Here is a 26,715-nt window from a genome sequence, read left to right as displayed (position 1 = left end):
AAGACGTTAAAATAGGAATTGATCATTGAAAACTAAATAACAATATCTTATAACGATAAATAAACCGAGAAATGGTAAAACATTTCTGTAAAGCTGCGAATTATTTTAAATAGTTCGAAAAAACTTATACTTGTTTTAATGGCAAAGTTAATAAGGGCGCACGGTGGATGCCTTGGCATTAAGAGCCGAAGAAGGACGTGACTAACGACGATATTCTAGGGGGAGCAGTAAGTACGCATTGATCCCTAGGTCTCCGAATGGGGAAACCCACTATGTTATGCATAGTATCCGTAAGTGAATACATAGCTTACGAGAAGGTAACGCAGAGAACTGAAACATCTAAGTACCTGCAGGAAGAGAAAGTAAAAACGATTTCCTAAGTAGCGGCGAGCGAACGGGAAACAGGCCAAACCAAGAAGCTTGCTTCTTGGGGTTGTAGGACTGCAACGTGGACTTAAAGTCTATAGAAGAATTACCTGGGAAGGTAAGCCAAAGAGAGTAATAGCCTCGTATTTGAAATAGACTTTATACCTAGCAGTATCCTGAGTAGGGCTGGACACGCGAAATCCAGTTTGAATCCGGGAGGACCATCTCCCAAGCCTAAATACTCCTTAATGACCGATAGTGAACCAGTACCGTGAGGGAAAGGTGAAAAGAACCCCGGGAGGGGAGTGAAATAGCACCTGAAACCGTGTGCCTACAAGAAGTTCGAGCCCGTCAATGGGTGAGAGCGTGCCTTTTGTAGAATGAACCGGCGAGTTACGTTATGATGCGAGGTTAAGCTGAAGAGGCGGAGCCGTAGCGAAAGCGAGTCTGAATAGGGCGCTTTAGTATCATGATGTAGACCCGAAACCTAGTGACCTATCCATGAGCAGGTTGAAGGTGCGGTAAGACGCACTGGAGGACCGAACCAGGACACGTTGAAAAGTGTTTGGATGACTTGTGGATAGCGGAGAAATTCCAAACGAACTGGGAGATAGCTGGTTCTCTCCGAAATAGCTTTAGGGCTAGCGTCGCAATTTAAGTGTATTGGAGGTAGAGCACTGTTTGGATGAGGGGCCCATCTCGGGTTACCAATTTCAGATAAACTCCGAATGCTAATACACATGTGCGGCAGTCAGACTGCGAGTGCTAAGATCCGTAGTCGAAAGGGAAACAGCCCAGACCACCAGCTAAGGTCCCAAAATATATGTTAAGTGGAAAAGGATGTGGGGTTGCACAGACAACTAGGATGTTAGCTCAGAAGCAGCTATCATTCAAAGAGTGCGTAATAGCTCACTAGTCGAGTGACCCTGCGCCGAAAATGTACCGGGGCTAAACATATTACCGAAGCTGTGGATTTAATATTAATTAAATGGTAGGAGAGCGTTGTAATCAGCGATGAAGGTATACCGTGAGGGGTGCTGGAGCGATTACAAGTGAGAATGCCGGTATGAGTAGCGCAAGATAAGTGAGAATCTTATCCACCGTAAGACTAAGGTTTCCAGGGGAAGGCTCGTCCGCCCTGGGTTAGTCGGGACCTAAGGCGAGGCCGAAAGGCGTAGTCGATGGACAACAGGTTGATATTCCTGTACTAGTATTGTTAGTGATGGAGGGACGCAGTAGGCTAAAGGGAGCCAGTTAATGGATTCTGGTCTAAGCAGTGAGGTGTGGAATGTGTCAAATGCATTTTCCTTTAACATTGAGCTGTGATGGGGAAGCAACTACGGTTGCGAAGCCCTTGATGTCACACTGCCAAGAAAATCTTCTAGCGTTAATTCAATACTACCCGTACCGCAAACCGACACAGGTAGTCGAGGCGAGTAGCCTCAGGTGATCGAGAGAACTCTCGTTAAGGAACTCGGCAAAATGACCCCGTAACTTCGGGAGAAGGGGTGCTGTAGAAATACAGCCGCAGTGAAAAGATCCAAGCAACTGTTTATCAAAAACACAGCTCTCTGCTAAACCGCAAGGTGATGTATAGGGGGTGACGCCTGCCCGGTGCTGGAAGGTTAAGAGGAGGGGTTAGCTTAGGCGAAGCTCTGAATTGAAGCCCCAGTAAACGGCGGCCGTAACTATAACGGTCCTAAGGTAGCGAAATTCCTTGTCGGGTAAGTTCCGACCCGCACGAAAGGCGTAATGATTTGGATACTGTCTCAACGAGAGACTCGGTGAAATTTTAGTACCTGTGAAGATGCAGGTTACCCGCGACAGGACGGAAAGACCCCATGGAGCTTTACTGCAGATTGATATTGAGTACCTGTGAAGCATGTACAGGATAGGTAGGAGACTTTGACCTTGGGACGCTAGTTTCAAGTGAGTCGCTGTTGGGATACTACCCTTGCTTCATGGTTGCTCTAACCCACACGCATAATCGGCGTGGGAGACAGTGTCTGTCGGGCAGTTTGACTGGGGCGGTCGCCTCCTAAAGAGTAACGGAGGCGCCCAAAGGTTCCCTCAACATGGTTGGAAATCATGTGTAGAGTGTAAAGGTATAAGGGAGCTTGACTGCGAGAGCTACAACTCGAGCAGGTAGGAAACTAGGGCTTAGTGATCCGGTGGTACCGCATGGAAGGGCCATCGCTCAACGGATAAAAGCTACCCTGGGGATAACAGGCTTATCTCCCCCAAGAGTTCACATCGACGGGGAGGTTTGGCACCTCGATGTCGGCTCGTCGCATCCTGGGGCTGTAGTCGGTCCCAAGGGTTGGGCTGTTCGCCCATTAAAGCGGCACGCGAGCTGGGTTCAGAACGTCGTGAGACAGTTCGGTCCCTATCCGTCGCGGGCGTAGGAAATTTGAGAGGATCTGCCCTTAGTACGAGAGGACCGGGGTGGACTTACCGCTGGTGTACCAGTTGTTCCGCCAGGAGCACCGCTGGGTAGCTATGTAGGGAAGGGATAAGCGCTGAAAGCATCTAAGTGCGAAGCCCACCTCAAGATGAGATTTCCCATTCTTTATGAATTAAGAGCCCTGAGAGATGATCAGGTTGATAGGCTGGAAGTGGAAGTCCTGCGAGGGATGGAGCGGACCAGTACTAATAGCTCGAGGACTTTACCAAGTAATAGAACATATGAGTTCAGCTTTACTTATTTATCAAGAGATTGTTATTTAGTTTTGAGTGTTCAATACATTCAGACCATGATTTGGTATTCATTGCATAGGAGATACACCTGTTCCCATGTCGAACACAGAAGTTAAGTCCTATTACGCCGGAAGTAGTTGGGGGTTGCCCCCTGCGAGATAGGGTAAATGCCAAGTGATTGGGAGTTTAGCTCAGCTGGGAGAGCATCTGCCTTACAAGCAGAGGGTCAGCGGTTCGATCCCGTTAACTCCCATAGGTTCCGTAGTGTAGCGGTTATCACGTCGCCCTGTCACGGCGAAGATCGCGGGTTCGATTCCCGTCGGAACCGTTTCAAGTTGATAGACTTGAAAGGTAATAAAAGAAATAGACTCGTTAGCTCAGTTGGTAGAGCATTTGACTTTTAATCAAAGGGTCGCTGGTTCGAGCCCAGCACGGGTCATACTTTAACAATAGGTTGAGGTATAAAGCGTAAAAGAACTTGTCAAGCGGATGTGGTGAAATTGGCAGACACGCTAGATTTAGGTTCTAGTGCTTTAGGGCGTGGGGGTTCAAGTCCCTTCATCCGCATTTCTTTTATAGCCGACTTAGCTCAGTTGGTAGAGCATCTGATTTGTAATCAGAGGGTCGCGTGTTCGAATCATGTAGTCGGCATTCCTTTAACTGTTGGACCTAGTGTAGTGCAGCTAGAGGTATTTAGAAAGTTTTTCTTTCTTTAAGCGTTGCGAACGTAGTTCAGGGGTAGAACACAACCTTGCCATGGTTGGGGTCGCGAGTTCGAATCTCGTCGTTCGCTTTGTTAGTTCTCCCTTAGTGGGGGATTTTCCATATTTTGCCGGGGTGGCGGAACTGGCAGACGCACAGGACTTAAAATCCTGCGAAGGGTAACCTTCGTACCGGTTCGAAACCGGTCCTCGGCATCAGTCAAACCAAGAGTTTTATGACTCTTGGTTTTTTTATTAATAACTAGGTTAGTGACCTAGTTATTTTATTGACAAATAAGTTTGTTTGTTAAATATCAGAGAATTGTTATTTATTACTCTAAGATGAAAAGATACGTGCTAATATTCTAGTTTTTTTGATAAAATGTCAATTTATATTCTGTAACTTAAAAAATGTCCATAATTTCGATTATGTTTTAGAAATTTAAAAAATAAAAATAATTTGATAATTGTATTTAATTGAAGCTATGGTATTCTACTATATAGGAGTAGGGCATATCACAAAAGGAAGGGGGAACATAATAAAATTACGATAAGTTGGAAGTTATTCTAGAGGGGAGAAAAAAATATAAGGATGGAGCATAATTTAGATATGGAGCAGCTGGAAGAAATATTTCATTCTGTCCAACATATTGTGTGGAAAAGCAGTCGTTTAATTCCGATAAATTTTTGGACGATTGATGACTATCAGCAGGAAGGGCGCTTGGTATTATATGACTTGCTTAGCGACGGTGTGACACAAAGGAATTTATTTTGCCATTTTAAGGTGCGCTATAAGCAGAGACTTATTGATATTAAAAGAAGGGAGCGGGCTTTTAAAAGGGGTTTTGATTGTGGGACTGGCTTAGACATATACGAATATTCGGATGCTTTAAAAGGTAAAGCGGCCAGTCCAGAACATACGCTGATTTCTGGAAGTTTACTTGAAGAAGTTTTTGAAAACTTAAGTTTACGTTACCGACGGCTCCTGAAAAGTTATCTCGCGGGCGATGAATTGCATCGTATGGAAAAGTATCGTTTGAAAGAAAAAATAACGAAAATATTGTATGATCAGCAGTGAGTTTATTGATAATGCTTGGAGAGAAAGTTTTGCCTAAATTGTGATATAATTACTTTATTACTAAATAAAAATTTATAGGAGATTTCCAGAAAATGGCAAAATTGACTGTTAAAGATGTAGATCTTAAAGGAAAAAAAGTTCTTATTCGTGTGGACTTCAATGTCCCACTTAAAGATGGTGTAATTACTAATGATAACCGTATTACTGCAGCTCTTCCAACAATCAAGTATGTACTTGAACAAGGCGGACGTGCAATTCTCTTCTCTCACCTTGGTCGTGTTAAAGAAGAAGCAGATAAAGCTGGTAAATCTCTTGCTCCAGTAGCAGCAGCTTTGGGCGAAAAATTGGGCAAAGAAGTGGTCTTCCCAGGAACTACACGTGGTGCTGAATTGGAAGCTGCTATTGCTGAATTAAAAGATGGCGATATCTTGCTTGTTGAAAACACTCGTTTTGAAGATGTTGATGGTAAAAAAGAATCTAAAAATGATCCTGAACTTGGTAAATACTGGGCTTCACTTGGAGACGGTATCTTCGTAAATGATGCATTTGGTACTGCTCACCGTGCGCACGCTTCAAACGTAGGTATTTCTGCTAACGTGGATAAAGCAGTAGCTGGTTTCTTGCTTGAAAACGAAATTGCTTACATCCAAGAAGCTGTTGAAAACCCAGTTCGCCCATTCGTAGCGATCCTTGGTGGTTCAAAAGTTTCAGATAAAATCGGTGTTATTGAAAACTTGCTTGGTAAAGCAGACAAAGTTATCATCGGTGGTGGTATGGCGTACACATTCTTCAAAGCACAAGGTATCGAAATCGGTGATTCTTTGGTTGAAGAAGACAAACTTGACTTGGCAAAAGAATTGCTTGAAAAAGCAGACGGTAAACTTATCTTGCCAGTAGACTCAAAAGAAGCAAATGCTTTTGCTGGTTACACTGAAGTGAAAGATACTGAAGGTGAAGCAGTCGATGCAGGTTTCCTTGGCCTTGATGCTGGTCCTAAATCAGTTGAACGTTTTGCTAAAGAGCTTGAAGGTGCTAAAACAGTTGTTTGGAACGGTCCTATGGGTGTCTTCGAAAACCCTGATTTCCAAGCAGGTACTATTGGTGTTATGGATGCTATCATTGCTCAACCAGGTGTAAAATCAATCATCGGTGGTGGTGACTCAGCAGCTGCAGCAATCAACCTTGGCCGTGCAGATAAATTCTCATGGATCTCTACAGGTGGTGGTGCTTCTATGGAACTTCTCGAAGGTAAAGTTCTTCCAGGACTTGATGCTCTTACAGAAAAATAATGCAATAAAAAACAGACCCTGGTCTGTTTTTTTGATACAATAATACTATGAAGAAAATCACAGTAAAAAAGCAGGCTGCACTTAAGCTTCGTCGCGCTTTTCCCTTAATTGTTGCCGAAGATTTAAAGTCTACTCCACAGGAAGATGGGTTTATTGACTTTGTTGATGAAAAAGAAAACTTTTTAGGAAGAGGCTATTTATCGAAGCAAAATAAAGGCGCTGGTTGGCTTTTAAGTCAAATCCCAGAGGATATAAATCAGCGTTTCTATGAAAAGAAGTTTGAGGAAGCTAAGCGCGCACGTCTTTCTTTTTTCCAAGATGACCTAACAACAGCTTTCCGGATTTTTAATGGTGAAGGCGATGGCTTAGGCGGTATAACTGTTGATTATTATGCCGATTATGCTGTTTTTAGCTGGTACAATCCTTTTATCTATACGCAAAGTACAGACATTATAGCTGCCTTTCGCTCTGTTTATCCTGAAATCAAAGGAATTTATGAAAAAATTCGTTTTGATGGACTAAGTTTTGAAACGCGACATATAGGCGGAGAAATTGCCCCAGAACCATTGGCCGTTAAGGAAAATGGTGTGACCTATGCAACATATATGAATGAAGGGCTGATGACAGGGATTTTCTTAGATCAGAAAGAAGTGCGTGGTACTTTAGCAAGTGGTTTAGTGGCCGGTAAGACTCTTCTTAATATGTTTAGTTATACAGGCGCTTTTTCGGTTGCAGCAGCGCTTGGAGGAGCAAGTCAGACAACCTCAGTAGATTTGGCCAAACGTTCTTTGGATAAAACGCGAGAACAATTTACAATGAATGGCATTGATCCAGAGAGTCAACGTATCTATGTTATGGATGTTTTTGGCTATTTTAATTATGCCAAGAAAAAAGAATTAAGTTATGATGTTGTGGTTTTAGATCCACCAAGCTTTGCTCGCAACAAGAAGAAGACTTTTTCGGTGGCAAAGAATTATGGGGAACTCGTTCAAGAATCAATCGATATTTTAAATAAAGAAGGACTTTTGATTGCCTCTACAAATGCTGCGAATGTTAGCCGTGAGAAATTCCGTACAATGGTAGAACAGGCTCTGAAAAATAAAAAAGTTAAATTTGATATTTTTCAGGAAGAGCACTTGCCTGCCGACTTCAAGGTGGCTTCTTCTTTCCCGGAAGGTGATTATTTGAAAGTCTTGTTTATTCAAATCAAAAAATAAGAAAAAACTGTTGGAAAGTTGCTCCAGCAGTTTTTTAATAAGCCATAAATTACTGAGATGTAAGAGTGGATGTACAATTCCTCCTTTATAATAAAAAGGTATCAGTTTTTTTAAAAAAAGCCGTCTCAGTAAAAGTAGTTCTCTTGATTCTTAACTATCTTCATCTAGGCTGGTTTCTTCTAGAAAATCTGTTTCACAAATAAGGGAGAACAGAGTATGAAAAAAATTTTTTCTAGCTATGATTTAAAAATTATAGGTATAGTATTTATGGTTATCGACCATATTAACATTTATCTTGGAAGTTATTTGGGCTTACCTACCTGGATAGGCTTTTTAGGGAGATTTGTCGCACCTCTATTTGTCTTTATGATGGTCGAAGGCTTTCATTATACAAGAAGTCGAAAAAAATATTTTTTAAGGCTTCTAGGTGGTGGTCTACTAATGTATGCCATCAATATTAGCTTCAACTTGCTGACACGGAGCAGTTTTGAGAACCCATATGGGCAATTTGATATATTTTTACTTCTTGCAGGTCAAAATATTTTCATGACGCTGGCGCTCTTATTTGCTTTAATCTGGGCAATTGATATTATTCGTAAAAATCAAGGGACGAAGCTTAAGTGCTTTTCATATAGTTTAGTCATTATATTACTTTTGCCCCTTATCCTGTTGAGTGAGGGTGGCCCATATGAGCTTGTATTGGTCCTCATTTTCTATTTTTTCCGAAGAAGATGGGCAAAAATTTCAGCAGGGATTATTACTTTTAGTCTTCTTTTGCTTATATGGAGTTTGGTGGGCTATTTTACAGGCAGTGCAGCAGGTACGCTTTACCAGGTACTCAGTTTTTCAAATGAATTTATGATTATTACTGTTTTACCTTTCATTTATCTCTACAATGGTCAACGTGGCGGCAATGGCGCACAGTGGCAAAGAGATCTTTTCTATTATTTTTATCCCGCACATTTGCTTATTCTGTACATCTTACGTTATGCCTTGGTAGGTGTAGTATAACAAAAACACACGGTCATTCATTAACCGTGTGTTTTTATATTGGTAAAAAGCTATATAATAAAGCGAAGAAAACAAAACCAATGAGGCTCATAACCCATATTTTATTATGTGATAAGAGGGCCACATATTCACGTATGAGGGCTGTGGGTAAGAAATAAAGTGCTGTTGGTGCGCCAACCCCTTCAGCCTTAAGCTGCACTCTACGGGCATATAAACGTGCACGGAGTACATGATAATTATTGGTTGAAAAGATAATACTTGGTGCTGGGTGGCCAACCTCAAATCTTGTGAGCCAATCTTCTTCAATAAGCTGTTTTGAAAAAAGCATATTTTCATAAGTTGTAGTTGATTGATCTTCTAAAATAATCATATTTTCAGGAATATGCTGAGAGAGGAGGTATTTACGCATAGCATAAGCTTCAGAAACAGGCTCATCAGCACCTTGCCCACCACTCACAACAAATTTCGCATTCGGATTTTTGTAGAAATATTCAATCCCTTTGTCCAAGCGGCTTTTAAGAAGCGGTGGAACGTATTCACTAGAAATACCAGACCCAAGTACAATAATATAGTCAATATGCTTTTTAAGCGGCAGCATCTGGTACATCCAAGAATAAAAGAGGTAAGCAATAAAGATGAAGGACAGTATTAAATCAAGTAAGAGGATAAATAACAAAATTATATCCAGAAAAAGTGGTAGTTTGAACATACCCGTGATTAAAAATAGAAAAAGAGGGAAACTGATGATTAAATTTAAGCCCATGGCAGCGGAGAGCTTTGCAGTTAAACTTTTTCCTTCTTTAGTACGCATCGTTTGTGAATTGAAAATGAGATAGATGCATACAGCTAAAAAGATGAGAGGGAGAAGTAAATAAAAAATTGCTAAAGCAAGCATTGAACCATGAGAGGAGGTTTTATCAAGGAAAACGAGTCCAAGAATTAAAAGGGTGAAAAATGAGAGAATCAACCCAGCAGCAAAAAGCAGCCCGCCCAAGATACTGCGATCTTTAAATTTTGTTAGCAAATAGCCTATCCCAGAAATAGCGAGAAAAAAGAGTAGATATAGCATAAAGTCCTCCAATAGATAAAATTAGTATACCATGTTCGCGCCTTGGTAAACTAGTATTTTGTATTACTCGCTGACGCTAAGGACTACTGTGAGAAACAAAAACTTAAAATTGCCTAAGAAAAGTCCATATGCTGGGAAGATGTTTTGAATTTACTAAGAAAAATATTACAATGGATATATGTTTGTTATCTTAGTTACTTAAAAGTAATGTTTATAATTGTTCAAACAGATCGTACAGAATGAAGGGACTTTTTCTTATGGAGGAAACGCTATATATCGTTGTAATGATTCCCGCATGGAATGAAGCGGGGAGTATAGGAGAAGCGGTAAGCAGCATTTATGAACAAACGAGATTACCTGATCGCATCTTTGTCGTACCCAATAACACAACGGATTTGACCTCTGTAGAAGCTATGGCCGCTGGGGCAGAAGTTTTGGTTATGCCAGGGAAAAATGAGAAGAAAAAAGCAGGTGCACTTAACTGGGCACTAGAAAAACTTTCTCCGACATTAGATGCTCAACGCTCTGCTGTTTTAGTTATGGATGCGGATACGATGATAGAGCCTGATTTCATCGAAAAAGCTGAGAAAAAAATGATAGAAGAAGCGCGTGTGGGTGGGGTCAGTTCTATCTTTGTTGGACGTAATTCAACCAACTTACTTGGGATTTTACAACAAATGGAATTTGCTCGCTTTGCCCGCTTAGTTCACAAAAGAGCTGAAGTTTATGTTTTGTCAGGAACAGCTAGCTTGATTAGTTGGGATGTTCTCAAAGAAATAAAGGGAGCACGTTTAGAAGGTAAGCTATTACCAGAGGGGGAAAGCTACTATGATGTCGATAGCATGACAGAGGATAATGAGCTGACTTTGGCTATCCTCGTTTTAGGCTTTTCAGTACCTCATGTAGGTGTGAAGTCCATAACTGATGTTATGGAAGATTATAACTCGCTTTACCATCAGCGTAAACGCTGGTATATTGGTGCTTTACAAAATATTAAAGAATATGGCAGAAAAATGCCACCTTGGATGCGGATGATTTATTGGGTGCAACAAATTGGGCTGTATATGGCGCTTGCTATCACTCCGATTGTTCTTTTTGCCTTTACGATTTATTTGATTCAGGTAGTGCTTAGTGAGGGAGCGGTTTTGGGATGGTCTAGAATAACTTCTATCGTACTTCTCATACTTTATCTCTTCGTTCAAGTGACTACCGTTTGGGATCAAGGCTGGAAATGTCGCCTTGTGGCACTCAGTTATTTCCCCGAAATTGTCTATGCCATCTTTCTCTTGATTTTCTATGCCGCGGCTCTATGGTCTTTCCTGACAGGTAAAGATATGAAATGGAAGCACACTTAAAAAAGAGGGGGGAAAACGACAGGCCACAGCTGATTTGTTACAAATTATCTAAATATTAACGCATAAACTAGTCATAGTTTAGCGTTTTTTAGTTATTTCCAAGTAATGCAAAAGAAATGTTTAAAATGATTTGCATATCTTTTGTAATCTATATTGCTTTTATATATAATAAATTACGCAGATAAACAAAAACAATAAAAGTGAGGAAATAATATGCAAAACTTCTTGATTATCGTTTCTTATTTCATTAATATTGGTATCGTCTTCCATATTCTGAAATTTGTATCAGGCGTTGGTTTACATTTCCTCATTAATGATGAAAAAGGCACAAGAAAGCTCTACCTTACGCTTAGAGGTAAACCAGTGTTAGCATTGGTAGAATTGGCAGCAACGATTACAGAAAAACCTTCATATTAAAATTAAAAGAGAATAATGAAGTTTGACTTAAAGCTCAAACTTTGACAACTTATACTCTAAATATCCTGAATTGCTAATTGTTTAATTATCAATTCTCCTCCGTTCAGAATTTAAAATTACAATTTTCAAGGTTACACAATTTATATAATGATTTGACTGTAGTAATATACAAATAGCTAGTAATGTTATTGAAACAAATATATAAAAAAGGAGTAACAAAGATGAATGAGGTAAGTGTACAAGCATACATACAATTTCGAAATGCAAATTGGGAATGGGTAGGGACACCAATCTCTCTAGGAGAAGTAAGTGAAAGTACGGTGGTTGGCATAGCTAACCACGTTCCGAATGGTTACTTACTGGTGAAAGATATTTTTAACCCCACCTATACGATTGTTTCAGAGGATATTCAATGGGCGCTGGAAAATCCTCAAGATTCGGCTGATTATGGCCTTCCAGAAGGCGGTTTGGTGCTGAATGCGGAACTTGAACTTTCTTCCATTTTAACGGGTTTAAATATAGATATGGGGCGCCATTATTATTCTTTTGAGGTCATTAAACTATTTATTGATACACTCGCTTTAGCGAAACACCCATACTTACAATTGCATATGACAGATAATGAAAATGTTGGTATGGAAAGTGAGCTTCTTGGACAAACCGTAGAGGGAGCAGTATTTGAAAATAATATGTATATCAATCCAAATACAGGAATGCCTTTCTTGTCAAAAGATAATTTGAGAGAAATTGTGGCTTATGCTCAGTCTAAAAATGTACTCGTTATTCCAGAAATTAATATTCCGGGACATATGACGGCAATTTTGAATCTCGTGAAAGAATTATCAATAGATTTATATAACAGTATAAAACAAGACGATGCGAATATGTATGTTTCTAAAACAATGGATTATTCCAAAGAAGCTTCGATTATTTTCGCCCAACAATTGCTCGGAGAATACTTTGATATATTCTCCAAACAAGAGAATGCTTGTTTTTCAATCGGTGCAGATGAAGTAGGAGTCATTGCTCCAAATACAGATATTCATCCGATAACCAATCCTGCTTTTGTAAATTTTTGTAATCAAATGAATCAATTTATAAAGCAAAATGGTTTCAAGATGCGGATGTATAATGATTATATTGCTTCTCAAGATGTAGAATCATTTGATAAAGATATTCAAGTGATGTATTGGAGCTTGAGTGGTGGTTTAGATTTGGATGATTCGGATGCTTACACTCAATCAGGAACTGCAAATAATGCACGAGCCCAACAATTGATGGATGCAAGCTTTGAGTTACTCAATTATAATGGTTATTACTTGTATATGATTGCAGGTGATCGTGCATTCCAACCGGATGCGATGGCTTATACTATTCAAGATATGAAGAACAATTTTAAATTGGTTCATTTCTATCTAAATTCAGGATTGTTTACTTCTTTATCTCCAAGTATTATTGGTGGAGCAATCAGTATTTGGGGTGGTGAAGCAGGAAATTATACTGATTTAGAAATTCAAGAACATACAAAAGATTTTGTAGAAGCTTTTGTAGAATTATTGAATCCATAAGGAATAAAAAATTCAATATTTTTATGTTTCAGTATACTCATCTATTTGTTAATTGATATATTTATTCTCAACTAAAATCTGGAGAGTTTCATCGTATACGGGATTTGATATCTACTGTGCATAGCTACCTATAAAGTTTTTGAAGTCATCTCTGACTTCAATTTTTTTGATGATATAAGTGCTAGAAAAGGGCTTCGCTCCTGTACTCATATTAAGACTTACATACTATTGTTACTTCTAATGAATCTTCTAGCAAAAGGATAGAAGTTTTTTTTGATTGGGAGGTTTTGATTAGTACATAAAAGTAGTTCTTCTATTAATGCTTGCTTTTAAAAAGTAATAATATTCACGTATTTTTATCCATTGTCCACTGTAGCATACTTAGTAATAAAAAAAGAAAAGCACCAGTCTTACAAGACTGGTGCTTAAATTCTTATATAGATGCGGAAGGCGGGACTTGAACCCGCACAGCCAAGATAGGCCACAGGATCCTTAATCCTGCGCGTCTGCCAATTCCGCCACTTCCGCGAATTGGTACTTTAATATAATACCATTTCACGAGAAAGAATGCAAGAATGAACTTAACTTTTAGATGTTTTTATAAAGTATGTTCAGTATTTCATATAAGAGGCCATTTCTGCGGCATGGGTACCTGCTACATGACCAGTCACAAAAGCACAAGTGATATTATAGCCACCCGTATAACCGTTAATGTCGAGCAATTCCCCAGTCATATATAGACCGGCTGTTAATTTACTTTCCATTGTCTTTGGATTAATTTCTTTAAGTTGAACGCCTCCACCAGTGACAAAAGATTTTTCAATCGGAAAAGTTTTATCGATTTGGATTGGAAATGCTTTAAGGATATGAGAAAATTTCTCCAACTGTTTTTCGGTCAATTGCTTTGCAGGTATATCTGCGTCGATTTGAACTTTATCCAGTAAGAAAAGTAAATAGCGTTCCTGCGTGAGCGCTGCAAAAGCATTTTTAACAGCCTTGCCATTGTCACGCGCAGTATTTTTCAAGTCGTTTAAGAGTTGTGCTACAGATATGTCAGGGAAGCTGTCCAGCTGGACAGTCACACTTTCTGCGCCTTTAGCTAGTTCTTGGTTGATAAAGCTAGAACAGCGAAGTGCTGCAGGGCCACTGAGACCAAAGTGCGTGAAGAGCATGTCCATTTGATGTTCAATGATGATTTTCCCTTTAGCATTAAGTACACTTAATCGGATATCTCGAAGAGAGATACCTTGTAAAGTTTTCTCACTAATAAATGTTTCAGAAGAAATTAATGGGGATTCTGTCGGATAAAGTGTTGTGATTGTATGACCAGCACTTCGTGTTAATTTATAACCGTCACCAGTGGAACCTGTCGAGGGATAGGCGCGTCCGCCAGTAGATAAGACAACACAGGAGGCTGTGAAGCTATCTGTTTCTGTTTCAAGTCCTGTAATAGCACCATGTTCTATATTGAGTTCAGTTACAGCAGCGTTTGGAAAATAGTCCACATGAAGCTCCTCTATTTTACTGAAAAGGCCCTCAACAATTGTTCGAGATTTATCGGTTACAGGAAACATTCGACCATGGTCTTCCTCCTTGAGTGGAATACCATTTTTTTCAAAGAAGTCAATAATATCTAAGTTTGAAAATTGAGCAAAAGCACTGTGCAAGAAGCGGCCATTTCCAGGGACATGGGTGATAATTTCGTCCACCGAATGGCTGTTGGTAACGTTACATCGTCCGCCTCCCGTCATCAACAGTTTTTTTCCTACTTTTTTGTTCTTATCAATTAAAGCTGTATGTGCACCATTTTCTGCAGCAGCTATTGCTGCCATCATACCCGAAGGTCCGGCTCCAACAACGATTACATCATATTTTTTCATAACTTCATTATAGCATAGTTTCAGGTGCTGATTTCTTGCGCTCGCTTATGAAATATATAAAAAGAACCCTTATGTAAGAGTTCTTAAGCTCAACCTTTAAATCAAACTGTGTTTCACTAAAAAGTCATGTGCCACGGCAGCAGGATCTTTTTGCTCAACATTGACGGCGTAATTCATATCAATCATTTCCTGATTGGTAATTTTTCCTGAAAGTCGGTTTAAAATTTGCTCCAATTGGGGGTATTTCTTAAGGAGATTTTTATTCATCAAAGGAGCTGCTTGATATGGTGGGAAAAGATTTTTATCATCATTCAGGACGGTCAGTTCATATTGTTTGATTTGACTGTCTGTGGAATAAACTTGGGCTAAATCAATGCTATCACTATTCAAGGCATTGTAGATCAAACTTGTTTGCATTGTCTTCACATCAAAATTTAGTCCATATAAACTTTGAATGCCAATATAGCCATCTTGGCGGTGTGCGAATTCTAAGTCAAAGCCAGCTTTAACTGAAGGAAGCCCTTGGAGATCAGAAATATTTTTAAGGTGATGTTTCTGGGCGTAGCTATTTTTCACAGCTAAAGCATAAGTATCTTGAAACTCCATAGGTGTAAGATAGGCAAAGTTATCAAGTTTAGCAATACCTGTGCGTGCCTCTTCGTAAACTTTTTTGGGATCGGTGGAGGTTGTGTTTTTTTTCAAGAATGTCGTTAAGACTGTTCCAGAAAATTCAGGATAAATATCAATTTTATTGGATTTTAAAGCATTGTAAAGGAAGGTTGTGTCTCCAAAGTTGGACTTGAGTGTGACTTCGATATCACTGTTCTTTTCAATGACTTCCTTGTACATATTTATCAAAAGTGTCGGCTCAGCTCCGAGCTTTCCAGCAATGGTAATCTGTGGATGAGTATTGGATTGAGGTTGATAATACGACCCTAGCAAGAGTAAAAGACCAGCAAAGAAACTAATCAGAATGGTCCGAATTTTTGCTTTTTCCAAGAAGCGGAGTAAGGTTGAGAAAATAACGGCTAATAAAGCAGAAGAAATCGCTCCAATCAGGATAAGGTTAACATCATTGGAGTTAATGCCCAAGAGGATGAAGTTTCCGAGTCCGCCTGCTCCAATAAGTGCAGCTAAAGTTGCTGTCCCAATAATCATGACAGCACTTGTACGAATACCAGCCATAATAAAGGGAAGAGCAAGTATCAGCTCAAACTTCATCAAGCGCTCTCGTCGGTTCATCCCAAAAGCAGTTGCTGCTTCAATTAAAGACTGATCAATTTGCTGAAGACCGGTATAGGTGTTTTGAATAATAGGAAAAAGAGCGTAGACAACTAATGCGACAATAGCTGGCAAAGAACCAATCCCAATAAAAGGAATCAATAATCCAAGTAAGGCCAAACTTGGAATCGTTTGGAAAATTCCGGTAAGTTGCAGTACGGGCTCAGCAATTTTGGGGTAACGTCTTAAAAGTAAAGCAAGGGGAAGAGCGATTAAAATAGCGATAAAAAGAGAAACCAAGGAAATTTGGATATGCTCTAGAAGAGCAAGCCAAAACTGGTGCTCTTGCTGTTGAAAGGTAGAAATCAAATTATTCATGAGCATCGTCCTCCAGACTATTTAAGATTTCCCCCAAAGGCGTTTCTTCCGAAAAATCATGAGTTGCAAGGACTTGTTCAAGATTTTTTAATTTATATTGAGACAAGTCTTGCTGATAATCAGTGAAGAAGTCCGCCACAAAAGTATTTGCTGGGGCATTTAAAATTTCTTGGGGACGTCCCACCTGTTGAAGTTCGCCGTCTTTGAGAATTGCGATACGGTCAGCCATCGCCATTCCTTCAGACATATCGTGGGTAACAAAAACCGTTGTGATTTTTAAGGTTTTCTGCAAATCTTTGACCAGTTCCTGTAGCTGTTTACGGGAGATAGGATCCAGAGCGGAGAAAGGTTCGTCCATTAAAATAATCTTTGGTTTACAGGCGATAGCACGCAAAATACCAATCCGTTGTGCTTCACCTCCAGAAAGTTCATGAGGGTATCGGTTAAGGTACTTTTCAGCATCTAGACCCACTAAAGGAAGGAGTTCGAGTACGCGCTCACGCGTTTCTCTTTTGCTCCAACCTTTCATTGTCGGGATGATACCAATATTTTCTAAAACGGTCATGTTAGGAAAGAGCGCAATTTGTTGAAGCACATATCCTATTTGAAGACGCAAGTCTCTTAAGTTAATTGTTTGAATATCTTGATCATCAATGAGGACCTGCCCTTCATTGGGTTCGATGAGCCGGTTAACCATCTTGAGTAATGTTGTTTTTCCGCCACCAGAAGAGCCTGCGAGAACAAAAAACTCGTGACTTTCAATGGATAAGTTGATATCTGAAAGTACGGCTTTGTCTCCGTATTTTTTAGTGACATTTTTAAATGTAATAGTCATAGTGTCATTTTAACATTTTATCTTTCAGTTCTTTCAGGAAATGGATTGCTATTTTTATGGATGGAAGGGTATAGAAAAAGCCCTCAAAGAGGACTTTTTATTTAAAGCCATTTTCTAAAGTTTCAATAACTGTCAAAATTTGCTCATCCGAAACGAGTTTTTCAGCTCCATTCACGAGTGACTCATAAGCTGCATCATAGACACGACCATAATCGCCTGAAACCGTAGGAATTGACTTTTCAATACGATCGCCATTTTGATTGTAGTATGTCAATTGAGCAAAATCTTGCGGTGCATCGGCCCCAAAACCGTCACTTCCCGGGAAGATTCCCACCTTCAAATCATTTTCCTGTTGGTCAACGCTTTCTTTAATTAAAGTTCCTCTAGAACCATAAAGCACCCATTTGGGACGTTTGAGTGCAGCCAGTTCAGTGGCTTGAACTGTTGCTCGGAAATCGGTGTAAAGCAAGTTTACAGAGAAGTAATCATCTACAGCATTTGAATCGCGTGTTGAACGAATATCGTATTGTACATCTTTTGGCTGTCCAAAGAGTGAAACCATTTGGTCAACCATGTGTACACCATGGCCATACCAGGCGCCGTCAAAGTTCTTACCAGAAGTCGCATCATTAGGGCGATAATGATCCATGGTTACAGTGATGTCAAGCAAATCTCCTAGGTAACCCGCATCCAAAACTTTTTTGATTGTCAAAAAATCACTGTCAAAACGACGGTTTTGGAAAGGCATAAAGAAGAGCTTCTTTTCTTGAGCGATACCAACTAATTCTTCGGCTTGTTCTAACGTTTCTACTAGCGGTTTGTCACAGATAACGTTTTTTCCACCCAGTAAAAGCTTTTTACTGGTTTCATAGTGTGCAGCACCTGGAGTGACGACAATGACTAAATCAATTGAATCATCTTGAATAATATCATTGATGTCTGTTGAAAAAATAGTTCCTTCAGCCTCAAGAATAGCTTGCTCAGGACGTTTGCCTAGGCTACGGTTGACAATGCGCGCAATGTTGAAGTGCTCACGGATTTTAACATAAGGAATATGATAGCGATTGGTGGACTTCCCAAAACCAACATAAGCAATGTTTAACTTTTTCATGCTTTCTTCTCTTTTTTCTTTTTCGCTTGGTGTTGTTTTTTTAATTCTTCGATTTTTGACAATTTATCTGTCTTTTTATTTGAATTTTTTTCGTGGAATTTTTGGACAGAGGCTTGCCCTTTATAATCTAATTGATACTTTCCCATGGTTCTCTTTCTCTCTATTTTATAAGGCGACGTTCGAAAGCATCTGAGGAGATACCTTCACTTAAAATTTTCTTCGCCCATTCTTTTGCTGAAAATAATGAGTGATCGCGATAATTTCCACATTCTTTTTCGGCAACCCCTGGGACATTATCCCAAGTGAAACTGTCTCCTGCGAGCTCTTCCAAAGATGAAGTGATCACTTTAGCAATCTCCTCAGCAGTTGGTTCGCCCCACATAATCATATGGAAGCCAGTACGACATCCAAAAGGAGAAAAGTCAATCATGCCATCAATACGGTCACGAATCAAACTTGCCATTGAGTGTTCGATAGTATGTAGCCCACTTGTCGGGATTTCACCGTGATTAGGTTGCACAAAACGGACATCAAAGTTGGTGATAATGTCACCTTTAGGACCAGTCTCTGTCCCAATTAGGCGCACGTAAGGTGCTAAAACTTTTGTGTGATCGAGCTGGAATGATTCTACTTCAGCCATATTTTCTACCTCCAGTATTCTTAGTATTCTTCTATTTTACCATTTTTTGAACCAAAATTTTTTTGTCTGACCTCGTAAAGTGATAGAATGAAGCTAGAAAGTAAAGAAAAGGAGAAATTATGTCACTTACAGAAACTTACACTCTCGCAAATGGTATGACAATTCCAAAAGTTGGTTTTGGAACATGGCAATCTAAAGATGGTGAAGAAGCATATCAAGCTGTAAAAACGGCCTTAGAAGTTGGCTACCGTCATATTGATACAGCAGCTGTCTATGGCAATGAAGAGTCGGTGGGACGCGCGATTAAAGACAGTGGAATTGCTCGTGAAGACTTGTTTATTACAACAAAGCTTTGGGCTGTTGGTACAACAGAAGATGCCCGAGCAGCACTAGATGAAAGCTTGGAAAAACTAGGTTTAGACTATGTGGACCTTTATCTTATTCACTGGCCAAATCCAAAAGCGTTTCGACCAAACTTTGCAGAGCGTAATGCTGCGGTTTGGAAAGCAATGGAAGAAGGCGTACGGAACAAAAAAGTTCGAGCTATCGGGGTGTCTAACTTCCATCCACGTCACTTAGAACCTTTATTGGAAGTTGCTGAAATTAAACCTGTTGTCAACCAAATTATGGTTAATCCTTCGGATCAGCAAGAAGAGGTTGTAGCTTTCAATAAAGCACACGATATTTTGACAGAAGCTTATAGCCCACTTGGCACAGGTAAAATCTTTGCGGTTACTGAATTGGCGGATATTGCAGATAAATATGGTAAAACAGTTGCCCAAGTCGTTTTACGTTGGAGTTTACACAAAGGTTATCTTCCTTTACCTAAGTCTGTGACGGCAAGCCGTATTAAAGAAAATGCGGATATTTTTGATTTTGATTTGACCGAAGAAGATATCGCCTTTATTGACAGCCTTCATGGGAAAGCAGGTCTGGCACGCAATCCAGACGAAGTGGACCACTAAAATAAATTTAAGGACATTCAAATTGTAAGATTTGAGTGTCTTTTTTTATAATTGACAGAATATAGACAGGAAGAATAATAAAACGTTAAAAAAGTGTTTTATTTCACAATAATAATTGCTAAATGAATATGAAAGTGCTATCATTTAATTGATAAAGAATTCACAAAGGAGAAACAAAATGAAAATTGGTGTAATTAAAGACCCAAAACAAGGTGAAGCACGTGTAGGGATGACTCCAGAAAACGTAAAAATTCTCGTTGAAGCAGGTAATGAAGTACTTGTCGATAGTAATGCTGGTGCAGGTTGTGGTTTTACAAATGACCTTTATGAAGCGGCTGGAGGACAAATCGTCGATACAGAAACTGCTTGGGAAGCAGAGCTGATTGTTAAAGTCAAAGAACCAATGGAATCTGAATATAAATATTTCAAACCAGGCCAAATTATTTGGGGATTCTTACACTTGGCAGCCAATAAAGCTTGTGTGGAAAAAATGATGGAAGTCGGTGTAACAGCTATTTCCGGTGAAAATATCTCAATCAATGGTGTGCTTGAGTTGCTTAAACCAATGTCAGCTATTGCGGGACGTCGTGCAGTTAATATTGGGCAATATTATCTTGAAAAACAACATGAAGGGGAAGGAATTCTTCTTCCTGGTATTGAAGGTATCGAGGCTGGTACAGTTGTTATCTTCGGTGGAGGTAATGCTGCAGAAAATGCTGCCGATATGGCTGTTGCTTTGGGATGTAAGGTTATTATCATTGAACTTGGTGATGCGCGTATCGCCCAACTTAAAGAACGCTATGCAGGAAAAACAGTTGAAATCGTTAAATCAACAACAGAAGCATTGGAAGAAAATATTAAACTTGCAGATGTCTTTATCTCAACAATCTTAATCCCTGGCGCTAAACCACCAAAATTAGTCAAAGAATATATGGTTAAATCTATGAAACCAGGTTCTGTTATCGTGGACATCGCTATTGACCAAGGGGGAACTGTTGAAACAATCGATCATGCAACAAACCATGCGGATCCAGTCTTCATCAAACACGGCATAATTCATTACGCTGTGCCAAATATGCCAGGAGCAACACCTCGTACAGCGACAATTGCTTTGGCTCAGGGCAATATCTCTTTCCTTAAGGATATTTCAGTCAAAGGCTTAGATGAGGCGCTGAAATCAAAAGAACTCTTATCTGGGTTGAGTGTTTATAAAGGAAAAGTTGTTTCTAAAGCACTTGCTGATTCAATTGATGTCACTTATACGGAACTCTAAAAAGAAATCTAAGGAAAAAGAATTATGCCAAATTTAGCAAATCTGCCAATTACAATTAAAGATATTAAAAAAGCTCAAAACACTGTTAAACAATATGCACGTGAAACACCCTTGATTCAGTCAATGTTCTTGACTGCTAAAACAGGTGGCGAAGTTTACTTGAAACTTGAAAATATGCAATTAACAGGCTCATTCAAGTTCCGTGGCGCTTTCAATAAGATTGCTCAATTATCTCAAGAAGAGAAAGATCGTGGAGTGATTGCGTGTTCAGCAGGGAACCATGCTCAAGGTGTGGCTTTAACTTCCAAACTTCTCGGTATCAAGAGCATTATTGTTATGCCAAAAGGTGCACCTCAAGCTAAGGTTGATGCCACACGTGGCTATGGTGCAGAAGTAATGCTTGAAGGTGAACAGTTTGATGACTCAAAGGCCTTTTGTGAGGCTTACGCTAAGGAAAATAATATTACGTATATTCCTCCATATGATGATGCAGAAGTAATGGCTGGACAAGGAACAATCGGTCTAGAAATCTTAGATCATCTGTGGGATGTTGACACAGTATTGGTGCCAGTAGGCGGTGGTGGTTTGATTTCAGGTGTTGCGGTTGCCTTGAAATCTTTTAACCCTAATATCCAAGTTATTGGTGTGCAAGCTGAAAATTGCCATGGTATGACTGCATCTTTTAGAGAACGTAAGAAAGTGCACCATGATGAAGCACCAACGATTGCAGATGGCTGTCATGTGGCTTATCCAGGTGAATTGACTTTTGAAGTAGTCAATCAAATCGTTGATAATATGGTTCTTGTAACGGAAGCAGAAATCGAATTAGCCATTAAAGATTTGATTCAACGTACGAAAATTGTGGTGGAAGGTGCTGGCGCTCTTGCAACAGCAGCTATTCTTTCAGGTAAAGTTGATGATTATGTGAAAGGCAAAAAAGTTGTTTCTATCGTTTCAGGAGGGAATGTTGACTTGGCCCGTATTGAAGATGTTGTGGATCATTTTCTCATTGCCAATGACAATGATCAATAATTCTTAAAACAAAAGGACTTTGAATTTCAAAGTCTTTTTTTGTATAGTTCAGTCTTTTTTTAATCGTGAGATAATTTACTCTGATATCACGAAATTCACAAAGACATGTAATTTAAATTAAAATTTAATCAAAGTGCAAAAAATTCTTGCATGAGTAAAAAAAAAGTGTTAAACTTACTGTAAACGGTTACAAAACGTGTAACTAAAAATTGAAAGAAGGTTATAGAATGACTTCAAAAGTTTTAACACAGTTCCTCGAAAATGGGCTTGGAGACCTTAAACAAAGGGGTTTGCTCAACACAATTGACGTTTTAGATAGCGCTAATGGTCCTGAGATTACAGTTGCGGGCAACAAGATGATTAACCTTGCTTCAAATAACTATTTGGGATTTGCGACACGTCCTGAATTAATTCAAGCAACAAAAGATGCAACAGATAAATATGGAGCTGGAGCTGGTGCAGTACGTACTATCAACGGCACTTTAGATATACACATTGAATTAGAAAAAACAATCGCTGAATTTAAAGGCACAGAAGCCGCGATTGCGTTTCAATCAGGTTTCAATTGTAATATGGGAGCGATTAGCGCCGTAATGAAAAAAGGTGATGCGATTCTTTCAGATGAACTAAACCATGCCTCAATTATTGACGGATGTCGTCTTTCAGGTGCTAAAATTATCCGTGTTAAGCATCAAGATATGGCTGATCTTGAAGCAAAAGCAAAAGAAGCTACCGAGTCTGGTGAATATAATAAAGTAATGTACATCACAGACGGTGTCTTCTCAATGGATGGTGACGTTGCAAAACTGCCAGAAATTGTCGAAATTGCCGAAAAATATGATTTGATTACATACGTTGATGATGCGCATGGTTCTGGTGTTATGGGCGGCGGAGCCGGCACAGTAAAACACTTTGGCTTGCAAGATAAGATTGACTTCCAAATCGGCACTCTTTCAAAAGCGATTGGTGTAGTAGGTGGCTATGTAGCGGGCTCAAAACTTTTGGTTGACTGGCTTAAATCACAAGGACGTCCTTTCCTTTTCTCAACTTCATTGACACCGGGTGCAGCAGCAGCAGCAAAAGAAGCCTTTGTCTTAATGCATGATCATCCAGAATATGTTGAAACACTTTGGGACAACGCAAAATACTTCAAAGAAGAATTACAAAAAGCCGGCTTTGATACAGGTGTATCTGAAACACCAATCACACCAGTGATTCTTGGAGATGAAGCAAAAACACAAGAGTTTTCTAAGAAATTGATTGAAAATGGCGTCTATGTTAAACCTATCGTCTTCCCAACTGTACCGCTTGGAACAGGACGTGTACGTGCGATTCCTACAGCAGCGCATACGAAAGAAATGTTAGATGAAGCTGTTGCTGTTTTTGCCAAAGTAGGTAAAGAGATCGGCTTGATTTAATTTCTTGGGGCAATAAAAACTTTCTATTACAAGTAAGCATACAACAAATATATTGGAGAAAATATAATGAAAAAAGTACTCATCACAGGCGCACTCGGACAAATCGGATCAGAATTAACAGAACGTCTTCGTAAAGATCTTGGGGTTGATAATGTTATCGCAACAGATGTACGTGAAGTTGAAGGTAATCCAGTTGTGACTGACGGACATTTTGAAATTTTGGACGTCATGGACCGTGACAAAATGATGGCAATTGCTAAAGATAATGGTGTGGATACAATTATCCACTTGGCTTCACTTCTTTCAGCTGTTGCAGAAGCAAAGCCACAATTTGCTTGGAATTTGAATATGGGTGGCTTGGTTAATGCCTTAGAAACAGCGCGTGAACTTAACCTCCAATACTTCTCACCATCATCTATTGCTGCCTTTGGACCAAGCACTCCAATGGACAACACACCTCAAGTAACTATTCAACGTCCAAATACAATGTACGGTGTGACTAAAGTTTCTATGGAATTGCTTTGTGATTACTACTACACTAAATTTGGTGTTGATACACGTGGTGTACGTTTCCCAGGTTTGATTTCTTATAAAACATTGCCTGGTGGAGGAACGACAGACTATGCTGTAGATATCTACTACGAGGCAATTAAAAATGGTCATTACTCAAGCTTTATCGCTGAAGGCACAAAGATGGATATGATGTACATGCCTGATGCTATCGATGCCATTGTTGACTTGATGAATGCACCTGCAGACAAATTAGTAAACCGTAATGCTTTTAATATTACTGCGATGAGTTTTGAGCCTGAAGAAATTGCTGCATCAATCAAAAAATTTATGCCAGACTTTACAATGGATTATGATGTAGATCCAGTCCGTCAAGGTATCGCAGACAGCTGGCCAAACTCTATCGATGCAACTTGTGCCAAAGAAGAATGGGGCTTCAATCCTAAATATGATTTAGATGCAATGACGAAAGAAATGCTTGAAAAACTTACAGAAAAATTAAAAAGCTAAAAACTAAGTTCATCCCATCACAAAATCTAAAATTATGTTAAAATAAGAGAGTAATCGGTTACAAGATTACTCTCTAATGCTGATGTTAGGAGTCAGCATTGTTATTATTAATCTTATCAAAAATTTATCTTTGAAAGAGGAGCTCTTATGGAACAAAAAAATGAAATGAAGCGAACGCTTGGTTTCTTCCCTGCCCTTACAACAGTAATGGGTACGGTTATTGGTGCAGGTGTATTCTTCAAGGCTGGACGAGTTGCGGAACTCACAGGCCAACCAGGATTGCACATATTGGTTTGGATACTTGGTGGTATCATTTCAATTTGTGGGGGATTAACTGCTGCAGAACTTGCTGCTGCTATCCCTGAAACAGGTGGGATGATTCGCTATATTCAACGTGGTTTTGGTAAACGTTGGTCATTTCTCTTAGGTTGGGCACAGTCTATTATCTATTTCCCTGCAAATATTGCAGCACTCTCTGTTGTATTTGGTACACAATTTTTAAATTTGTTTGGGATGAATGTGAGCGCAGCTAACACTGCAATAGTCGGTGTAATTGCAGCAATTACAGTTACCTTAATTAACTTCATTAGTTCTAAAGCTGCGGGAGGCCTTCAGTCCGTTACAACAGTGATTAAGTTAATTCCGATTGCCTTGATTGTTGTTGTTGGGTTACTTCGTCCTGGTGGTGTTGATTTCCAATTGCTTCCTATTACAGCAGGAGAAAACTTATCCTTGGCGTCTGCAATTGGTTCAGGTCTTTTAGCAACTATGTTTGCCTATGACGGTTGGATTTATGCTGGTAATATTGCCGGTGAAATGAAAAACCCTGCTAAACATTTGCCTCGTGCGATTATTCTTGGTATTGTTGCTATCATGTTTGTATATGTCTTTATCAATGCAGCTTATATTCGTACTTTAGGTATTCCAACCTTGATGGAAAATGATCCGAATCTCCCTGCTATTGTTGCCAATACAATTTTTGGTGGTATGGGAGGTAAACTTGTCACAATTGGTATCTTAATTTCTGTTTACGGTACAATTAATGGTTATTCAATGACAGGAATGCGTGCATCATACGCTTTGGCAACAGAGAAATCTTTCCCTTTCTGGAGAACGTTTAAAAAGCTCTCAGCGAGCGGCGTGCCCGTAAACTCAGGTATTCTGCAAGTTGCAATTGCAGCAATCATGTTAGTTGTAACAATGCTTTCAAGCGATGCTTTTGACTTCTTAACAAATATGTTGGTCTTTGTAATTTGGATTTTCTACACTATGGTTTTCATAACGGTCTTTATCTTACGTAAGCGCGAACCAGAATTAGTCCGTCCATATAAAGTACCACTTTATCCAGTTATTCCAATTATTGCAATTATTGGTGGTGTCTTCATCTTAGTCATGACCTTGATTAGTTCAGACTATATGAGTAACCAAGTTCCAGCCTTGGTTGGTGTTGTCTTTACTTTAATTGGTCTTCCTGTTTACAACCATCTAGACAAGAAGTACCATCGTTAATATAGAAAAAAACTCCGAGTGTGGAGTTTTTCTTTTGGATCTGGAAGGAGAGCTTATTTTTTATCAGTATTTGCTTTTTAAAGTAAATTTGCTATAATTTGCTTATGAAAAAATTACTGGTATTGATTGACTTTCAAAATGATTTTATAGATGGTTCTTTGGGCACAAAAGAAGCGCAAGCTATTGTTCCAAGGGTTATTGAGAAGTTGGTGTCTTACGCTGAAAGTGAACGACTGGCTACACAAGATACACACTTTGAAGATTACCTAACAACTCAAGAAGGACAAAACTTGCCAGTAATTCACTGTCAAAAAGGTACTCAGGGTTGGGAAATACGTAAGGAAGCACAAGTTGGCTTTCAACGTGTGTTCGAAAAAAATATCTTTGGTTCAGTAGAGCTTGCAGAATATATCCGCAATGAGAATGTGGAGCAAGTGGAACTCATTGGTATCTGTACGGATATATGTGTGGTTTCAAATGCTTTATTGATTAAGTCATTTGCTCCAGAAGTAAAAATTACTGTTGATGCCTCATGTTGTGCGGGTGTAACTCCAGAAAGTCATCGTGCAGCTTTAGAAACAATGAAATCTTGTCAAATTAATGTGATTAATGACTAAAAAGAGCAAAAATAGCTCTTTTTTATTTTTGGTCTCAACACTATATAT

General features: G+C 39.3%; 21 protein-coding genes, 8 tRNA genes and 2 rRNA genes. 23 read left to right on the top strand and 8 right to left on the bottom strand.

The features are described from left to right. Positions 1-140: 140 nt before the first annotated feature. The 13 genes from J0J35_RS07905 (at position 141) to J0J35_RS07845 (ending at position 8,359) form a co-directional block, all read left to right on the top strand. A 23S ribosomal RNA gene (locus J0J35_RS07905) occupies positions 141-3,039 on the top strand. Between the two features lie 84 nt (positions 3,040-3,123). After that, positions 3,124-3,239, top strand: a 5S ribosomal RNA gene (rrf, locus tag J0J35_RS07900). A gap of 4 nt (positions 3,240-3,243) precedes the next feature. Further along, a tRNA-Val gene (locus J0J35_RS07895) sits at positions 3,244-3,316 on the top strand. 2 nt (positions 3,317-3,318) lie between these two features. Beyond that, a tRNA-Asp gene (locus J0J35_RS07890) sits at positions 3,319-3,391 on the top strand. A gap of 38 nt (positions 3,392-3,429) precedes the next feature. After that, positions 3,430-3,502, top strand: a tRNA-Lys gene (locus J0J35_RS07885). A 46-nt stretch (positions 3,503-3,548) separates the two neighbouring features. Next, positions 3,549-3,630: transfer RNA gene (locus J0J35_RS07880), tRNA-Leu, on the top strand. A gap of 11 nt (positions 3,631-3,641) precedes the next feature. Continuing rightward, a tRNA-Thr gene (locus J0J35_RS07875) sits at positions 3,642-3,714 on the top strand. 70 nt (positions 3,715-3,784) lie between these two features. After that, a tRNA-Gly gene (locus J0J35_RS07870) sits at positions 3,785-3,856 on the top strand. Positions 3,857-3,894: 38 nt separating this feature from the next. Beyond that, a tRNA-Leu gene (locus J0J35_RS07865) sits at positions 3,895-3,980 on the top strand. 376 nt (positions 3,981-4,356) lie between these two features. Next, complete coding sequence (locus J0J35_RS07860; protein WP_029343540.1) at positions 4,357-4,842, top strand: hypothetical protein; 486 nt, start codon at positions 4,357-4,359, stop codon at positions 4,840-4,842. 92 nt (positions 4,843-4,934) lie between these two features. Continuing rightward, positions 4,935-6,131 carry a phosphoglycerate kinase gene (pgk, locus tag J0J35_RS07855; RefSeq protein WP_014025460.1) on the top strand — a complete coding sequence of 399 codons (1,197 nt, stop codon included), beginning with the start codon at positions 4,935-4,937 and terminating at the stop codon, positions 6,129-6,131. A gap of 47 nt (positions 6,132-6,178) precedes the next feature. Then, positions 6,179-7,348: a class I SAM-dependent rRNA methyltransferase gene (locus tag J0J35_RS07850; protein WP_206916542.1), complete on the top strand. Its 1,170-nt coding sequence runs from the start codon at positions 6,179-6,181 to the stop codon at positions 7,346-7,348. Positions 7,349-7,564: 216 nt separating this feature from the next. Continuing rightward, entirely contained in the window at positions 7,565-8,359 is a 795-nt protein-coding gene (locus J0J35_RS07845; RefSeq protein ID WP_206916541.1) for a TraX family protein, read from the top strand. Positions 8,360-8,393: 34 nt separating this feature from the next. Here the strand turns inward: J0J35_RS07845 and J0J35_RS07840 are convergent, their stop codons facing one another. Then, a complete protein-coding gene (locus J0J35_RS07840) occupies positions 8,394-9,428 on the bottom strand; it encodes a YdcF family protein (RefSeq protein ID WP_206916540.1) in 1,035 nt (344 codons plus the stop codon). A 257-nt stretch (positions 9,429-9,685) separates the two neighbouring features. Between J0J35_RS07840 and J0J35_RS07835 the strand changes: the two genes are divergently transcribed. From J0J35_RS07835 to J0J35_RS07825, 3 genes are all read left to right on the top strand, one after another. After that, on the top strand, positions 9,686-10,783 hold the full coding sequence (locus J0J35_RS07835) for a glycosyltransferase (protein ID WP_227671636.1): 1,098 nt from the start codon (positions 9,686-9,688) through the stop codon (positions 10,781-10,783). Positions 10,784-10,996: 213 nt separating this feature from the next. Then, positions 10,997-11,200, top strand: coding sequence for a hypothetical protein (locus J0J35_RS07830; RefSeq protein ID WP_019291506.1), 204 nt, complete (start codon positions 10,997-10,999; stop codon positions 11,198-11,200). 221 nt (positions 11,201-11,421) lie between these two features. Next, entirely contained in the window at positions 11,422-12,768 is a 1,347-nt protein-coding gene (locus J0J35_RS07825) for a family 20 glycosylhydrolase (RefSeq protein ID WP_206916539.1), read from the top strand. A gap of 442 nt (positions 12,769-13,210) precedes the next feature. Here J0J35_RS07825 and J0J35_RS07820 read toward each other — a convergent pair. The 7 genes from J0J35_RS07820 to J0J35_RS07790 form a co-directional block, all read right to left on the bottom strand. Next, positions 13,211-13,296 (bottom strand) — tRNA-Leu (locus J0J35_RS07820). A gap of 83 nt (positions 13,297-13,379) precedes the next feature. Further along, the gene (locus J0J35_RS07815) at positions 13,380-14,648 is read right to left on the bottom strand and encodes an NAD(P)/FAD-dependent oxidoreductase (protein ID WP_019291507.1); all 1,269 of its coding nucleotides are present in this window, start codon (positions 14,646-14,648) and stop codon (positions 13,380-13,382) included. A gap of 96 nt (positions 14,649-14,744) precedes the next feature. Beyond that, the gene (locus J0J35_RS07810; protein ID WP_019291508.1) at positions 14,745-16,247 is read right to left on the bottom strand and encodes an ABC transporter permease/substrate-binding protein; all 1,503 of its coding nucleotides are present in this window, start codon (positions 16,245-16,247) and stop codon (positions 14,745-14,747) included. Next, on the bottom strand, positions 16,240-17,082 hold the full coding sequence (locus J0J35_RS07805) for an ABC transporter ATP-binding protein (protein WP_019292970.1): 843 nt from the start codon (positions 17,080-17,082) through the stop codon (positions 16,240-16,242). The genes J0J35_RS07810 and J0J35_RS07805 overlap by 8 nt, the downstream gene beginning before the upstream one ends. 97 nt (positions 17,083-17,179) lie before the next feature. Further along, positions 17,180-18,193 carry a Gfo/Idh/MocA family oxidoreductase gene (locus tag J0J35_RS07800; protein ID WP_206916538.1) on the bottom strand — a complete coding sequence of 338 codons (1,014 nt, stop codon included), beginning with the start codon at positions 18,191-18,193 and terminating at the stop codon, positions 17,180-17,182. Beyond that, positions 18,190-18,339 carry a hypothetical protein gene (locus tag J0J35_RS07795; protein ID WP_014025452.1) on the bottom strand — a complete coding sequence of 50 codons (150 nt, stop codon included), beginning with the start codon at positions 18,337-18,339 and terminating at the stop codon, positions 18,190-18,192. The genes J0J35_RS07800 and J0J35_RS07795 overlap by 4 nt, the downstream gene beginning before the upstream one ends. Before the next feature lie 14 nt (positions 18,340-18,353). After that, positions 18,354-18,833 carry an S-ribosylhomocysteine lyase gene (locus tag J0J35_RS07790; protein ID WP_019292973.1) on the bottom strand — a complete coding sequence of 160 codons (480 nt, stop codon included), beginning with the start codon at positions 18,831-18,833 and terminating at the stop codon, positions 18,354-18,356. A gap of 119 nt (positions 18,834-18,952) precedes the next feature. On the opposite strand from J0J35_RS07790, the gene J0J35_RS07785 reads away from it, so the two are divergent. The 7 genes from J0J35_RS07785 to J0J35_RS07755 all read left to right on the top strand — a co-directional run bounded on the left by J0J35_RS07785 (position 18,953) and on the right by J0J35_RS07755 (position 26,667). Further along, the gene (locus J0J35_RS07785) at positions 18,953-19,798 is read left to right on the top strand and encodes an aldo/keto reductase (protein WP_165720181.1); all 846 of its coding nucleotides are present in this window, start codon (positions 18,953-18,955) and stop codon (positions 19,796-19,798) included. A 178-nt stretch (positions 19,799-19,976) separates the two neighbouring features. Continuing rightward, on the top strand, positions 19,977-21,071 hold the full coding sequence (locus tag J0J35_RS07780) for an alanine dehydrogenase (RefSeq protein ID WP_019291512.1): 1,095 nt from the start codon (positions 19,977-19,979) through the stop codon (positions 21,069-21,071). Between the two features lie 24 nt (positions 21,072-21,095). After that, the gene (tdcB, locus tag J0J35_RS07775; protein WP_003133199.1) at positions 21,096-22,103 is read left to right on the top strand and encodes a bifunctional threonine ammonia-lyase/L-serine ammonia-lyase TdcB; all 1,008 of its coding nucleotides are present in this window, start codon (positions 21,096-21,098) and stop codon (positions 22,101-22,103) included. A 227-nt stretch (positions 22,104-22,330) separates the two neighbouring features. After that, a complete protein-coding gene (locus J0J35_RS07770) occupies positions 22,331-23,521 on the top strand; it encodes a glycine C-acetyltransferase (protein WP_206916537.1) in 1,191 nt (396 codons plus the stop codon). Positions 23,522-23,587: 66 nt separating this feature from the next. Next, the gene (locus tag J0J35_RS07765; protein ID WP_061414208.1) at positions 23,588-24,541 is read left to right on the top strand and encodes an L-threonine 3-dehydrogenase; all 954 of its coding nucleotides are present in this window, start codon (positions 23,588-23,590) and stop codon (positions 24,539-24,541) included. Between the two features lie 147 nt (positions 24,542-24,688). Next, entirely contained in the window at positions 24,689-26,050 is a 1,362-nt protein-coding gene (locus J0J35_RS07760; protein ID WP_019291515.1) for an APC family permease, read from the top strand. A gap of 104 nt (positions 26,051-26,154) precedes the next feature. Beyond that, entirely contained in the window at positions 26,155-26,667 is a 513-nt protein-coding gene (locus tag J0J35_RS07755) for a cysteine hydrolase family protein (protein ID WP_019336043.1), read from the top strand. The last annotated feature ends 48 nt before the right edge of the window (positions 26,668-26,715 follow it).

The sequence above is a fragment of the Lactococcus sp. LG606 genome (assembly GCF_017309645.1).
GTDB lineage: Bacteria > Bacillota > Bacilli > Lactobacillales > Streptococcaceae > Lactococcus > Lactococcus petauri.
Note: the sequence above shows the minus strand (reverse complement) of the source record. Positions and strands in the feature narration are given on the sequence as shown.